Origin of the sequence: Pseudomonas sp. St386 (assembly GCF_018325865.1) — a bacterium.
In the GTDB taxonomy this organism is placed as follows: Bacteria; Pseudomonadota; Gammaproteobacteria; order Pseudomonadales; family Pseudomonadaceae; genus Aquipseudomonas; species Aquipseudomonas brassicacearum.
In genome coordinates, this window is the sequence record NZ_AP021900.1 from 2372774 (window position 1) to 2386391 (window position 13618).

The 13618-nt window shown below is 62.9% G+C and carries 11 protein-coding genes; 6 read left to right on the forward strand and 5 right to left on the reverse strand.

The genetic code is table 11. The features are described 5' to 3' along the window. Position 1: 1 nt before the first annotated feature. The 4 genes from KI235_RS10490 (at position 2) to KI235_RS10505 (ending at position 7104) form a co-directional block, all read left to right on the forward strand. Positions 2 to 1423, forward strand: coding sequence for a DNA polymerase Y family protein (locus KI235_RS10490; protein WP_003200166.1), 1422 nt, complete (start codon positions 2 to 4; stop codon positions 1421 to 1423). Then, positions 1399 to 4497: an error-prone DNA polymerase gene (locus KI235_RS10495; RefSeq protein WP_212795670.1), complete on the forward strand. Its 3099-nt coding sequence runs from the start codon at positions 1399 to 1401 to the stop codon at positions 4495 to 4497. Before KI235_RS10490 ends, KI235_RS10495 begins: the two co-directional genes overlap by 25 nt. A 117-nt stretch (positions 4498 to 4614) precedes the next feature. Next, positions 4615 to 6726: a PAS domain-containing hybrid sensor histidine kinase/response regulator gene (locus KI235_RS10500; RefSeq protein ID WP_114731163.1), complete on the forward strand. Its 2112-nt coding sequence runs from the start codon at positions 4615 to 4617 to the stop codon at positions 6724 to 6726. 96 nt (positions 6727 to 6822) lie between these two features. After that, positions 6823 to 7104 (forward strand): hypothetical protein, encoded by a 282-nt coding sequence (locus KI235_RS10505; protein ID WP_027912559.1) that lies wholly within the window; start codon positions 6823 to 6825, stop codon positions 7102 to 7104. A gap of 193 nt (positions 7105 to 7297) precedes the next feature. Here KI235_RS10505 and KI235_RS10510 read toward each other — a convergent pair whose 3' ends face one another. Beyond that, positions 7298 to 7819 carry a DUF4142 domain-containing protein gene (locus KI235_RS10510; protein ID WP_003200174.1) on the reverse strand — a complete coding sequence of 174 codons (522 nt, stop codon included), beginning with the start codon at positions 7817 to 7819 and terminating at the stop codon, positions 7298 to 7300. 217 nt (positions 7820 to 8036) lie between these two features. Here KI235_RS10510 and KI235_RS10515 point away from each other — a divergent pair, with 217 nt between their 5' ends. Further along, positions 8037 to 8273: a YdcH family protein gene (locus KI235_RS10515; RefSeq protein WP_003200175.1), complete on the forward strand. Its 237-nt coding sequence runs from the start codon at positions 8037 to 8039 to the stop codon at positions 8271 to 8273. Positions 8274 to 8346: 73 nt separating this feature from the next. On the opposite strand, the gene KI235_RS10520 is transcribed toward KI235_RS10515, so the two are convergent. From KI235_RS10520 to KI235_RS10535, 4 genes are all read right to left on the reverse strand, one after another. Beyond that, the gene (locus KI235_RS10520) at positions 8347 to 9210 is read right to left on the reverse strand and encodes a LysR family transcriptional regulator (RefSeq protein WP_212795671.1); all 864 of its coding nucleotides are present in this window, start codon (positions 9208 to 9210) and stop codon (positions 8347 to 8349) included. A 63-nt stretch (positions 9211 to 9273) separates the two neighbouring features. Further along, on the reverse strand, positions 9274 to 10992 hold the full coding sequence (locus tag KI235_RS10525; RefSeq protein ID WP_212795672.1) for a hydrogenase maturation protein: 1719 nt from the start codon (positions 10990 to 10992) through the stop codon (positions 9274 to 9276). A 214-nt stretch (positions 10993 to 11206) separates the two neighbouring features. Beyond that, on the reverse strand, positions 11207 to 11521 hold the full coding sequence (locus KI235_RS10530; protein ID WP_003200180.1) for an SCP2 sterol-binding domain-containing protein: 315 nt from the start codon (positions 11519 to 11521) through the stop codon (positions 11207 to 11209). Positions 11522 to 11572: 51 nt separating this feature from the next. Next, a complete protein-coding gene (locus KI235_RS10535) occupies positions 11573 to 12283 on the reverse strand; it encodes a histidine phosphatase family protein (RefSeq protein WP_003200182.1) in 711 nt (236 codons plus the stop codon). 226 nt (positions 12284 to 12509) lie between these two features. Between KI235_RS10535 and sohB the strand changes: the two genes are divergently transcribed. Continuing rightward, positions 12510 to 13541, forward strand: coding sequence for a protease SohB (gene sohB, locus KI235_RS10540; protein WP_003200184.1), 1032 nt, complete (start codon positions 12510 to 12512; stop codon positions 13539 to 13541). Positions 13542 to 13618 lie beyond the last annotated feature (77 nt).

The following is a 13618-nucleotide window of genomic DNA, read 5'->3' on the forward strand; positions in this document are numbered from 1 at the left end:
GATGCGCTGGGTCTGTATTCTCTTCCCGCAATTGGCGCTGGACGCCGCGCTGCGTCAGCGCCCCGATCCCGACCAGCCCCTGGCATTGCTGACCGGTCCGGCACAGCGTCGGGTGCTGCAAGCGGTGAATGCGCCGGCACGGGCCCTGGGCTTGCGTCCCGGCCAGACCATGACCGCCGCCCAGGCCTTGAGCAAAGGCTTTGCCACCGCCGAATACGACGCGGCGCAAATCGAACACTGGCAACAGTTCCTGGCGGCCTGGGCCTACCGTTTCAGCTCCCAGGTCAGCGTGCATTACCCGCGTACGCTGCTGTTCGAGATCGAGTCGAGCCTGGGCCTGTTTGGCCCCTGGCCGGTGTTCGAGGCGCGCTTGCGGACCGAGCTGACCGAGCTGGGTTTTCGTCATCGCATCGTCGCCGCGCCCAATCCGGTGGCGGCGCGGGTGTTGGCCAATGCCTATGACGCCCTGGTGGTGCCCGACGCCGAGACCTTGCAACAATGCCTGGGAGACATGCCCGTGGAGCGGATCGGCCTGGAACCCGAGGTCGCCACGGCGCTGTCGCGCATGGGCCTGCGCCGTCTGAGCCAGGTCCAGGCCTTGCCCCGGCAGACCCTGGCTCGGCGCTTCGAGGCCCAGGTGCTCAAGCACCTCGACGCGCTGACGGGCAGTCGCACCCTGGCGCTGTCGTTCTACCTGCCGCCAGACCGTTTCGATGTGCGCATCGAACTCAACTACGACGTTCAGTCCCATCAGGCGCTGCTGTTTCCGTTGCGCCGGCTGACCGGTGACTTGTCGGCCTTCCTGTGCGGTCGCGACAGCGGCGTGCAGCGCTTCGACCTGCACCTGGAGCACGCCGGTTTGCCGGACACGCTGATCAAGGTCGGCTTGCTCAGCGCCGAACGGGACCCTGCGATGCTCTTCGAACTGGCCCGCGGTCGCTTGGAACAGGTGCAGGTCGCGGCCCCAGTGCGGGGTTTTCGCTTGTGTGCCGAGGACCTGCCGAGTTTCGTGCCCCAGCGCCTGGAGCTGTTCGACGAGCGCCCGCAACAGTCCTTGCCCTGGGAGCAACTGCGCGAACGCCTGCGGGCGCGGCTGGGGGATGACGCGGTGCAGGGCCTGGGGTTTCGCGATGACCATCGACCTGAATGCGCCTGGCAAATGACACCGCAACCCCGGCCCCAGGCCTGTCCGGTGCGCGCTGGCGTGCAGCGTCCCGGCTGGCTGCTGAATGAAGCCCAGCTGCTGCAGGACAGCCAGGCGCGAATCCTCATGGGCCCGGAACGCATCGAGACCGGTTGGTGGGACGGCGCCGACGTACGCCGTGACTACTACCTGATCGAAACCCGCAGCGGACAACGTGGCTGGGCCTATCGAACGGTGGGCGAGGGCGGGCCGTTGTGGCTGCAGGGCTGGTTCGCATGAGCGTCGAGTATGCAGAGCTGCATTGCCTGTCGAACTTCAGCTTCCAACGCGGCGCCTCCAGTGCCCTGGAGCTGTGTCGTCGGGCCAGGCAAGAGGGCTACCAGGCCCTGGCGATCACCGATGAATGCACACTGGCTGGAATCGTCCGGGCCTGGCAGGCGGCCAAGGAACTGGAACTGCAACTGATCGTCGGCAGCGAAATCCAGGTCGAGAACGGCCCGAAGCTGGTGTTGCTGGTGGAAAACCTGGAGGGCTATCAAGCCTTGTGCCGGCTGATCACCCGCGCCCGACGTCGCAGCGAGAAGGGTCACTATCGCATTGTGCGAGAGGACTTCGACCAGCCCTTGTCGGGGCTGCTGGCGTTGTGGATAGACGAGGGCAAAGACGCCGAGGAACATGGCCGTTGGCTCCAGTCGATCTTTGCCGGGCGCCTGTGGCTGACGGTCCAGTTGCATTGTGGACAGGACGACCGCCGTCGGTTGGCAGACTCGTTGGCGCTGGCCGAGCGCTTGGATCTTCCAGTTGTGGCCAGTGGTGATGTGCACATGCACGTGCGCGGCCGTCGTGCCCTGCAGGACACCATGACCGCCATCCGCCACCACGTCACGGTGGCCGAGGCTGGCCAGCGCCTGCACCCCAACGGCGAGCACCACCTGCGCAGCCGCAAGGATCTGGCCGATCTCTACCCGCTGGCCTTGCTCGACGAAACCCTGAACATCGCCCGGCGTTGCACCTTCGATCTTGGCCAACTGCGTTACCAATACCCCCGCGAGCTGGTGCCCGAGGGGCATGACCCGGCGTCCTGGCTGCGGGAACTGACTGAGCGCGGCATGCGCGAGCGGTGGAAGGATGGCGCGACAGACAAAGTGCGGGCACAGATCGACAAGGAGCTGAGCCTGATCGCCGAGCTGGGCTATGACAGTTATTTCCTCACCGTACAGGACATCGTCAGCTTCGCCCGCAGCCGCCATATCCTTTGCCAGGGGCGTGGTTCGGCGGCCAACTCGGCAGTGTGCTACGCCCTGGGTATCACCGAAATCGACCCCAGCCTTACCAGCCTGTTGTTTGAACGCTTCCTGTCCCGGGAGCGCAACGAGCCGCCGGACATTGACGTCGATTTTGAACACGATCGTCGCGAGGAAGTGCTGCAGTACGTGTTCCGGCGCTACGGTCGTCATCGTGCGGCATTGACGGCGGTGGTCAGCAGTTACCACGGCGCCGGCGCGGTGCGCGATGTGGCCAAGGCCCTGGGGCTGCCGCCGGACCAGGTCAGCGCCCTGGCCGATTGCTGTGGCCGCTGGAGCGACGAGGCGCCGCCAGTGGAGCGCCTGCGTGAAGGCGGCTTCGACCCGGACAGCCCGGTGTTGCGCCGGGTCCTGAGCCTGACCCGGCAATTGATCGGTTTCCCTCGGCATTTGTCCCAGCACCCTGGCGGCTTCGTGATTTCCGAGCAGCCCCTGGACACCCTGGTGCCGGTGGAAAACGCCGCCATGGCCGAACGCACCATCATCCAGTGGGACAAGGACGACCTGGATGCGGTCGGGCTGCTCAAGGTGGACATCCTGGCCCTGGGCATGCTCAGTGCGATTCGTCGCTGTTTCGATTTGATCGAGCACTACCGGGGCCAGCGCTACGCCCTGGCGTCGCTGCCCCAGAATGATCGAGCGACCTACGAAATGATCAGCCGCGCCGATACTATCGGTGTGTTCCAGATCGAGTCCCGGGCGCAGATGTCGATGTTGCCCCGGCTGAGGCCCAAGACGTTCTACGATTTGGTCATCGAAGTGGCGATTGTACGGCCCGGGCCGATCCAGGGTGGGATGGTGCATCCGTACCTGCGGCGCAGAAACAAAGAAGAGGCGGTGACTTATCCCTCTGAAGCGTTGAAGCAAGTGCTCAACCGCACCCTGGGTGTTCCCTTGTTCCAGGAGCAGGTCATGCAGATCGCCATCGTTGCGGCCGATTACACCCCGGGTGAAGCAGACCAATTGCGTCGCTCCATGGCTGCCTGGAAACGTCACGGTGGGTTGGAGCCCCATCGGGAACGCCTGGCGCAGGGGATGAAGAAAAACGGCTACACCGCTGAATTCGCCGCGCAAATCTTCGAACAGATCAAAGGCTTCGGCAATTACGGTTTTCCCGAATCCCATGCCGCCAGTTTCGCCTTGCTGACCTACGCCAGCAGTTGGCTCAAATGCCACGAACCGGCCGCGTTCGCTTGTGCCCTGATCAACAGTTGGCCCATGGGGTTCTACAGCCCGGACCAGATCCTCCAGGATGCCCGCCGGCATCAACTGTCGATCCGCCCGGTGGACGTGCGTGCCAGCGATTGGGATTGCAGCCTCGAGCCCATGGAAGGCCGACAACCGGCGATTCGCATGGGGCTGCGCATGGTCAAGGGCTTTCGCGAAGAGGATGCCCGCCGTATCGAAGCGGCCCGCCGGCATCGGCCCTTCAGCGACGTGGCCGACTTGGGCGAGCGCGCGCAGCTCGATGCCCGGGCCCTGGCGCAACTGGCCGACGCCGGTGCCTTGCAGGGTTTGGCCGGTGATCGCCATCGTGCCCGCTGGGAAGTGGCCGGGGTGCAGAAGCAACTGGGCTTGTTCGCCGGTTTGCCCAGTCAGGAGGAACCACCCGTGGCCCTGCCAAAACCCACGCTGGGGGAAAACCTGTTTGCCGATTACACCACGCTCGGCACGACACTGGGCCCTCATCCACTGGCCCTGCTGCGTCCCGAACTGCGCGCCCGGCGCTGCCGCAGTTCACGGGAGTTGCAGGATGTGGAGCATGGGCGCAATGTCAGCGTCGCCGGGTTGGTCACCGGCCGCCAACGCCCGGGCACGGCCAGCGGTGTAACCTTCGTCACCCTGGAAGATGAATTCGGCAACCTCAACGTGGTGGTCTGGCGCGACTTGGCCGAACGCCAGCGCAAGACCTTGGTGGGCTCGCAATTGCTCAGGGTCGACGGGCGCTGGGAAAGCGTCGGCGAGGTCCGCCACTTGATCGCCGGGCGCCTGAGCGACCTGACCGAGTTGTTGGCGGGTATCCAGGTGCATAGCCGTGATTTCCGCTGAATCCGCAAACAGGATCCTCCCATGAAACCAAACGCCAACCCAGCGCTCGAAGCACTGATCGCAAGGGATTTGTGTAATGCCGACTCCCTGCAGGCATTTTGAGGTTCAGAATCGACCATGCAGTTTCTATCCCAAAATCACGGGTGCCCTGGATGGGGCGGTGAAATGGCCGGGCGTATCCGGGCGTTCGATTGGAGCCGGACCGAGTTGGGCGCCATCGAGCACTGGTCCGCCAGCCTGCGCAGTGCCGTTCAGTTGTTGCTGGCTTCGCCCTTGCCGATGGTGATGTTGTGGGGCCGCCAGGGCTTCATGATCTACAACGATGCCTATGCCGAGTTCGCCGGTGGCCGTCATCCCTACCTGCTGGGGTGCGCGGTGGAGTTGGGTTGGCCGGAGGTCGCCGAATTCAATCGGCATGTGCTGGACGTCTGCCTGGCCGGCGGCACCTTGTCCTACCGCAGCAAAGAGTTGGTCCTGCTTCGCGATGGCAAGCCTGAAGATGTGTGGATGGACCTCTATTACAGCCCGGTGCCCGATGACGACCAGTCCCCGGCGGGCGTGCTGGCGATTGTGGTGGAGACCACCGAGCTCGTGTTGACCGAGCGCGCCCGGCAAGAGGCCGAACGCAGTTACCGGGCCGTCAATGAGCGCATACAGTTGGCCCTCTCGGCCGGACCATTGCTGGGGTCGTTCGTCTGGGATATCCAGGCCGACACCCTGTCGGGCGATGAGCGTTTCGCCCGTACCTTCAACTACCCGCCAGACTGTTCGCTGGACGCACTACCCATCGAAATTGCCCGCCAGCGCATCCACGCCGATGACCTCGAAGAGGTCAACCAGCGGGTCGAACTGACCTTGCTCACGGGCATCCCCTACAGCGCTGAATATCGAGTGCGCCGCGTGGGCGGTGATTACCTGTGGGTGCTGGCCAGCGGTCGCTGCGAATTCGATGCCACGGGCAAGCCCCTGCGTTTTCCAGGTGTGCTGATTGACATCAATGAACGCAAGACAGCCGAAGCTTCGCTGCTCAAATTCACCCGCGACCTGGAACAGCGGGTCGCCGATGAGGTGCAGGCGCGGCTGGCGGCAGAAGAGCAGTTGCGTCAGTCGCAAAAGCTCGAGGCCATTGGCGGTCTCACTGGCGGCGTGGCCCATGACTTCAACAACCTGCTGCAAGTGATTGCCGGCAACCTGCACTTGCTGGCCCGCCACGAGCGGGACAACCCAAACGTGCAACGGCGGGTCAGTGCCTCCATCGAAGCCGTGGAGCGGGGGGCCAAGTTGTCATCGCAGTTGCTGGCTTTTGCCCGGCGCCAGCCATTGTCACCGGCGGTCTACAACCCACGACGCATCTACGATGGCATGGGTGAACTGCTGCAGCGGGCCTTGGGCGAAACCATCCAGATTGAAGTGAGCCTGCCCCAGGAGCCCTGGTGCATCCACGTCGATCGCAATCAACTGGAAAACGCCCTGTTGAACCTGGCGATCAATGCTCGCGATGCCATGGGCGGCGAGGGCACCATCCGCCTGATCGGTGAGAACATCGGACTCGATGAAGCGTTCTGTGCCGGCAAGGGGATCCCGGCCGGCGACTACGTCCGGCTGTCGGTGATCGACCGCGGTGCCGGCATGCCGCCCGACATCCTGAAGCAGGTGTTCGAACCGTTTTTCACCACCAAGACCGATGGCCAGGGCACCGGGCTTGGACTGAGTATGGTGTTCGGGTTCGTCAAGCAAAGTGGCGGCCATATCGAGATCTCCAGCGACCTGGGCGAGGGCACGCGGGTACGGATGTATTTCCCTCGAAGCCTTGCGCCCGAAGCGGGGGAAACCGAGCAACACGACGTGCTTCAGTCCGGCAGGCAAGAGACGATCCTGGTGGTGGAGGACAACGAAGAGGTGCGCAGCGCGTCGGTGGAACTGTTGGAACAGTCTGGTTATCGGACCCTCACGGCCGCCAACGGTGATGAGGCGATGAAGCTGCTGTTGGAAGGCATCTCGGTCGACTTGATCTTCACCGACGTGGTCATGCCCGGCTTGATCAAGAGTTCCGACCTGGCCGCCTGGGCCAAGGTGCAGAACCCGCCGGTTCCGGTGCTGTTCACCTCGGGACACACCCGGGACATCATCTCCCGGAACCATCAACTGAGCCCCGATACCCATTTGTTGAGCAAACCCTACGGCCCGGACGCGCTGACCCGGATGGTGAGGAGTGTGCTGGGCGGCTGATCGCGGCGCTGCAAACAAATGGAACCGAAGCCGTCGCGTCACCTTCGAATGTTCAAGACCGGTCATCCATCCGGCCCTGCCATGAACGAGGTGCCCATGAACGACGATCCCGCAACCACCCAGCAACAAGGCCAGGCGCAGACACCGTCCCCCCGTAACGATCCGGCCATCGACCCCCAAGTCCCGGACAAGCCTGCGAGCGCCCAGCCAGTCAGCCCTGCCGGAACGGACCAGGCCCAAAGCGGCGCCACTGAGGTCGATCAGAAGCATCATCATCAGGACAATGACAACACCTTCAGTCCCGGCTTCAAGCCTGAACCGGATCGGCCGAAATCTGGCGAGGATACTGACGCTGATATCGACACCGATGGTGGCTAGCCCCTGAAGGATGTGCGACACCGAGCCATTGTGGGAGCGAGCTTGCTCGCGATGACTGTGGCAAATTCGCCATCCCTGTGACTGAAACACCGCTATCGCGAGCAAGCTCGCTCCCACAGGGGGGCGCTTCGAGAAAACGGCGCTTCCCTTCCAAGGGAGGCGCCGTTTTTCCTTGAGTGAGCAGTGTCTCGCTCTACTTGCTTGGATGCGCAGCCTGAAGTTTCTTGGCGGCATCCAGGTGATGTTGCAGGTCTGGCAGCATCTTCTGGGCGAATGCCTTGAGTTCGGTATTGCCAGCCTTCTTGTCGTCGGTAACGGTTTCGGCTTCTTTCTTGAACAGGGCGATGGTTTCTTCGTGGGCCTTGACCTGGTTGTTGGCGTAGGCCGCATCAAAAGACTCATCGCGCACGTCGAGAATCTTCGCCTTGGCTTTTTTCATCAGCGTGGTGTCGTCGGGTACTTCGATGTCATGTTTTTGCGCCAGGGCTTTCAGCTCTTCGTTGGCCTTGGTGTGGTCGGTGATCATCTTGTTGGCGAACGCCTTGATGTCCGCCGATTGGCTTTTTTCCAAGGCCAGTTTGCTGGTCTCGATTTCTGCAATGCCGCCGGCCGCCGCGTTGTCGACAAAGTCGTTGGAAGTCGCGGCCCATGCCATGCCCATGCTGGTACTCAGGGCAACTGCCAGGCCGAGTTGACGCAGGGTAAATCTGTCCATAGGTAAGTCTCCACACAAGTTGAACGAGCGACTCTTGTCGTCTCTGAGCAATGGAGGGTGGGGTACAGGCAAAGGTTTGATCGCCAAGCGATCCGGTACGACGAACGGTCACCGCTGGTCGGATTGGCGGTCGACAGAACCCTGTCGAGGAGGCCATCCTGATAATCGACGGGTGCCGCAAGGGCGCCTGCCACCGACCCATCGAAGGAGGTGTTCCATGCCGGTGTCCCACGATTTGTGCCAGGATCTCAAATGCACAAAAGACCACATCCAGCAAAAACGCAGCGAGAATCCAAGGCTCGACTCGTTAATTCAAAAATACTCCCAACTTGATGCAGAGGTGGTCGAAGCCGAGAAACCGTCCTCCGGCGCGCTGTCCGACGATGCTTTGGAGACGCTCAAGAAGAAGCGATTGCTGGTCAAGGACGAGATCGTGGCTCAGATGCAGCGCTAGCCTCGGGACCGAACCTGTGAAGGCCCTTCGTGTTGCGAAGGGCTTTTTGGGCGAGGCCCTTACTCTCATAAACTCAGGTCAATGGATTCCAGCGCTGCGACCAGTCGCTGCCGGTCTTGACGATCTCTCGCAACACCTCGAATGCCTGCTGCAACGCTGCTGAATCCCGATCGCGGGAGTAGACCAGGTAAGTGGGGTAGTTGAATTCCGGTGCCTTGGGCACCCGTTCCAGGATGCCGCTGTCCAGGTAGCTCTGCACGACCCGGGTGCGGAAGTAACCGCTGCCGCCGTTTTCCAGGATGTACTGCAAGGCCAGGGGACCGAGGTTGAAGGTCACGGCGGCCTTGGCCTTGTCCGGTAGCGCGGTGTCGTGTTGGCGGCGGAAGTCAGCACTCCAGTCGATGTACACGTAGGGTTCGGGACGGGCGGCCAGGCGTACCAGGATGAGTTTTTCTTCCAGCAGCTGTTCTACCTGCAGGCGCGGCCAGTATTCGGGTTGATACACCACCGCCGCGTCCAGCAGCCCCAGCTCCAGCTGTTGCAGCAGTTTCTCGCCGTCGCGGATGTCCATGCGCAGGGCATGGCCGGGAATTTTCTGGCGCAGTTCGCCGGCCCAGGCGAGCATCAAGGGATTGCACAGGCTGACCTCGCCTCCCAGGTGCAAGACGTTGCGATAACCCTCGGGCAGTGGCAGGTCCCGGCGGGCTGCTTCCCAGGTCTGCACGAGCTGGTTGGCGTAGACCACAAACGCCTCGCCGTCGCTGGTCAAGCGCGCGCCGGCACGGTTGCGCACGAACAGCGCGCAGCCGAGCTGGCTTTCGAGCTTCTGCACCCGGGCGGTGATCGCCGTCTGGGTCACGTGCAGCTTTTCGGCCGCAGCAGCGAGGCTGCCGTGGCGGACGATTTCCAGGAAGGTGCGGGCGAGGTCGATGTCCATGTTCAGGCCGATACGGGGGAAGCGGGCATTGTAAGAGCTGCCGCGCCTCGCCGATACCGGGCATTATTGGACGGCTTGGGCCTGTGCTGTTCGCGCCCAAGGGGCGACCAGGCGTTCTGGTGTGCGGCAGGCCATGTGCTTGAAGACGAACCCACGGCACTTGTCGGCGAAGCCGTGGCGATTGTCCACCATGTCATGTCGCATCTGCGCGAGTTCGCCATCGCGGCACGCCTGGATCGCTGACAGGCTCCGCTCGGCCTTGCGAATCCGGATGCTTTCATAGTTCGGATCGAGCAGCGCACTGTTGGCTCGCTGCAGCAGCCACAGGCCGAACTCGTCGGGGCAGCGTGGTCCGATCTCCTGGACCATGCCGTAGCGCAACGCCTGGAGGGCGCTGATCGGCAGGCAGTCCTGGGTGAGTTTCCAGGCCATGTCCGGGCCGACCGCGCGGGGCAGGCTGTAGGTCCAGTATTCGGAGCCGTACAGGCCCATGGTCGCGTAGTGCGGGTTGAGCACGATGTCACGGCGCGCCAGCACGATATCGGCCGCCAGAGCCAACATCACACCGCCGGCCCCGGCGTTACCCGTCAGGCCGCTGACCACCAGTTGCCGTGCGCTGAACAACTCAAGGCAAACGTCATCGATGGCCTGGATGTTGGCCCAGGCCTCCAGGCCGGGTTCGGCGGCGGCCTGGATAACGTTCAGGTGCACACCGTTGGAAAAGCTGCCGCGCCCGCCGCGGATCAACAGCACCTGGGTGTCCCGGGACTTGGCCCAGCGCAATGCCGCCACCAGCCGTTGGCATTGCTCAGTGCTCATCGCCCCGTTATAGAACTCGAACGTCAGCTCTCCCACATGGCCGCATTCCCGATAGCGAATGGGTTGGTAAGGCTCATCGCTGAACGGCTGGCGAGCCAGGGAACCGTCGAGCATCGGGACGCCTTCGAGCCGGTTCGACAATACGTGGCGCGCCGGACGCTTGAAGGTCTGTTCGCCGGGCTGCGGCTTGCGGCGCAGGGCGCCGATCCACAGGCTTGCATCCCCTGTCGCCACCAGCACCGCATCGTCACGCACGGCCAGCAGTTCGCCGGGCAGGCCGTGACGAACGTCCGGATGGGCGTCGTACAGGTAAAACTGCTCGCCGGCCAGGCTTGCCAGCACTCCGGGTTGACCGTCGGCGGCATCGATGCAGCGTTTGATGAAGCCGGTGCTGTCGTGCCAGCTGAAGGTGCGATGGGCCTGGGTCATGTTCGGTTGCAGGCGTCCGACCACGTCATGACGGTCATAGTCCAGTGGCACCGGGATGAAACCGTCGAGGTATTTTTCCACGACCTCGCGGATGCAACGAATGGCCGCATCGCTGACCGGGCCGTTATACAGCTCGGATTTGCGCAGGCCTTGGGGCAGGTCGAATTCGCAAGTGGCCCAGACTGGCCCGGCGTCCATTTCCTCTACCGCCTGCAACGCCGTGACACCCCAGCGTTCGGGCTGCCGAGTGATCGCCCAGTCCAGGGCGCTGGCGCCGCGGTCGCCGACAATTCCGGGATGAATGATCACCACCGGGCGCCGCGGGTTGCGCCATAACTGCTCGGGTACGCGGTCCTTGAGGAACGGGCAGATCACCAGGTGGGCGCCGCTTTCTTCGATTTGCCGGCAGACCGAGGCCGGATCGGTGAACAGCACGACGCTGGGGTGATAGCCGGCCTCGCGCAGATCCAGCCAGGCGCGTTGGGTCAGGCCGTTGAAGGCACTCGACAGCAAAATGATCTTCAGTGTGGGCATGAGTCTCTTCCGTGAGATGAGCAGGCGCCGGCTCCCGATGAGCCGTCCCTGGCTTGATGGAAGCGCTACGTTAGCGGCTGGGGGAAGAGCGACAACTGACAGGGATCAAGGTTGTGAGTGCAACGCGGGATCAGGGGAGGGCAAAAACACGAATCCCGCCACGGGGGCGGGATTCGTCTGCAATCAAAGGCCCGCGAAGAACGCGAGCGCAGTCTCAGCCTGGGAACAGCTCGGACAGTTTCATGGCCAGCATCATGTCGCCTTCGGCGCGCAGCTTGCCGCCCATGAACGCTTGCATGCCGTCGGTGCTGCCGTCGACGATGCCTTGCAGGGTTTCGCCGTCCATCACCAGGGTCACCTGGGCGTCCGGGTTTTCACCTTCCTGCAGTTCGCAGGTGCTGTCCTTGACGACCAGCGAGAAGTTCTTGGTATCGTCGATGCGGAAACCGAATACCAGGTCCAGGCCGGCAGCGGCGGCTGGGTTGAACTTGGCTTTCATGGCTTGTACGGCGTCGGCTACGGAGGTCATGGTTTCGATCCTTATTTGGGTGGTACAGCAAGGGTCTACAGTAATCCGGACTCAGCGAAAGGTGATGAGGTCCGGGGCCTTCAGCAGTTGCAGGTGGGCATGGCTGTTGAAGGAAGCCAGGGCCACCTCGCGGCCCCTGAATTTCAGGTGGTTGAGCGAGGTGTTGACGATTTGCCAGTTCAATTCGAAGGCCTGTCGGGCCGGTATCCGGGTGATCAGGTGGAGCAGGGCGGTGATGGTGCCGCCGGAGGTGAACACGGCGATTTTATGGGTGTTGTCGGCTTGCTCCAGGATGCGGTGCAGGCCCGCCTGGACCCGCTCGACAAAACCCAGCCAGCTTTCCAGGCCCGGCGGGTCATACTGGCCGCTGAGCCAGCGTTCGACGATCAGTGCGAAGATGCGCTGGAATTCGGCGCGGTTCTGCGCAGCGTTGCGCAGGATATGCAGCGCCTCGGGCTCTTGGGGAAGCATGTCCGGCAGCAGGGCGCGAATGACCGCGTCGGCATCGAACTCGTTGAACGCGGCGTCGATTTCCAGCTCGGGAACCGGCAACCCGGCGGCGGACATCTGGCCCAGCGCACCGATGGCGGTATCCTGTTGGCGACGCAGGTCACCCGAGAGGCAGCGATCGAATACGACACCGAGCTCCGCCAGGTGACCGCCGAGCACTTGCGCCTGGCGCACGCCATTGGGTGAAAGGACATCGTAGTCGTCCGCACCAAAGGAGGCCTGGCCATGTCGAATCAGATAGATACTGCCCACGTCCGCGTCATCCCGGTACGTTGAAGGTTTGGCGAGGTTATGGGGATGGCGGTGAGCTGTCAATGAAAAAACATACGCTTGTTTGAAATGCCCGTTGCAGCCTTGTCCTGCCTCGCTCGCGTTAAGGTAACCAGCGGTTTCATGACTGGTCGCGACGCAGGCGCATGGGTATGCTGGGACCGTTACGCGCCTGCGTTCAGTGGCGCATTGCATTTAAGGAGTTGCTGTGGAGTTTTTCATCGAGTACGCCGGTTTCCTGGCCAAGACCGTGACGTTGGTGATCGCCATCCTGGTGGTGCTGGCCAGTTTTGCGGCGCTGCGCAGCAAGGGGCGACGTAAGTCGACCGGCCAGTTGCAGGTGAGCAAACTCAACGATTTCTACAAGGGGCTGCGTGAGCGCCTGGAACAGACGCTGCTGGACAAGGATCAGCTCAAGGCCCTGCGCAAGGCCGAAGGCAAGGCTGAAAAGGCCGGGAAGAAAAACAAGGACAAGCCGGCGGCCAAGCCCCGGGTGTTCGTGCTGGATTTCGACGGTGACATCAAGGCCTCGGCCACCGAGAGCCTGCGTCATGAAATCACTGCGCTGCTGACCCTGGCGACGCCGAAGGATGAAGTGGTGCTGCGCCTGGAAAGTGGCGGCGGCATGGTCCACAGCTACGGCTTGGCCTCGTCGCAACTGGCGCGGATCCGTCAGGCCGGCGTGCCGTTGACAGTCTGCATCGACAAGGTCGCGGCCAGCGGCGGCTACATGATGGCGTGCATCGGCGAGAAGATCATCAGCGCTCCCTTCGCGATCCTGGGCTCCATCGGCGTCGTCGCGCAATTGCCCAACGTCAATCGGCTGCTGAAGAAACACGACATCGATTTCGAAGTGTTGACGGCCGGGGAATACAAACGCACGTTGACGGTGTTCGGCGAAAATACCGAGAAGGGCCGGGAGAAATTCCAGGAAGACCTGGACATCACCCATGAGCTGTTCAAGAACTTCGTGTCCAACTACCGCCCGCAACTGGCCATCGATGAAGTGGCGACCGGTGAGGTCTGGCTGGGTGTCGCGGCGCAGGGCAAGGGCTTGGTGGACGAGCTGAAAACCAGCGATGAATACCTGGCCGAACGCGCCAAGGGTGCCGAGCTGTACCACCTGCACTACGCCGAACGCAAAAGCCTGCAGGAACGCATCGGCATGGCGGCCAGCGGCTCGGTGGATCGCGTGCTGCTCAGTTGGTGGAGCCGCCTGACCCAGCAGCGGTTCTGGTAATTCGGGGGCAGAACCGCCAATTCCCTGTGGGAGCGAGCTTGCTCGCGATAGCGGCGGCACAGCCAACATCCTCTGTC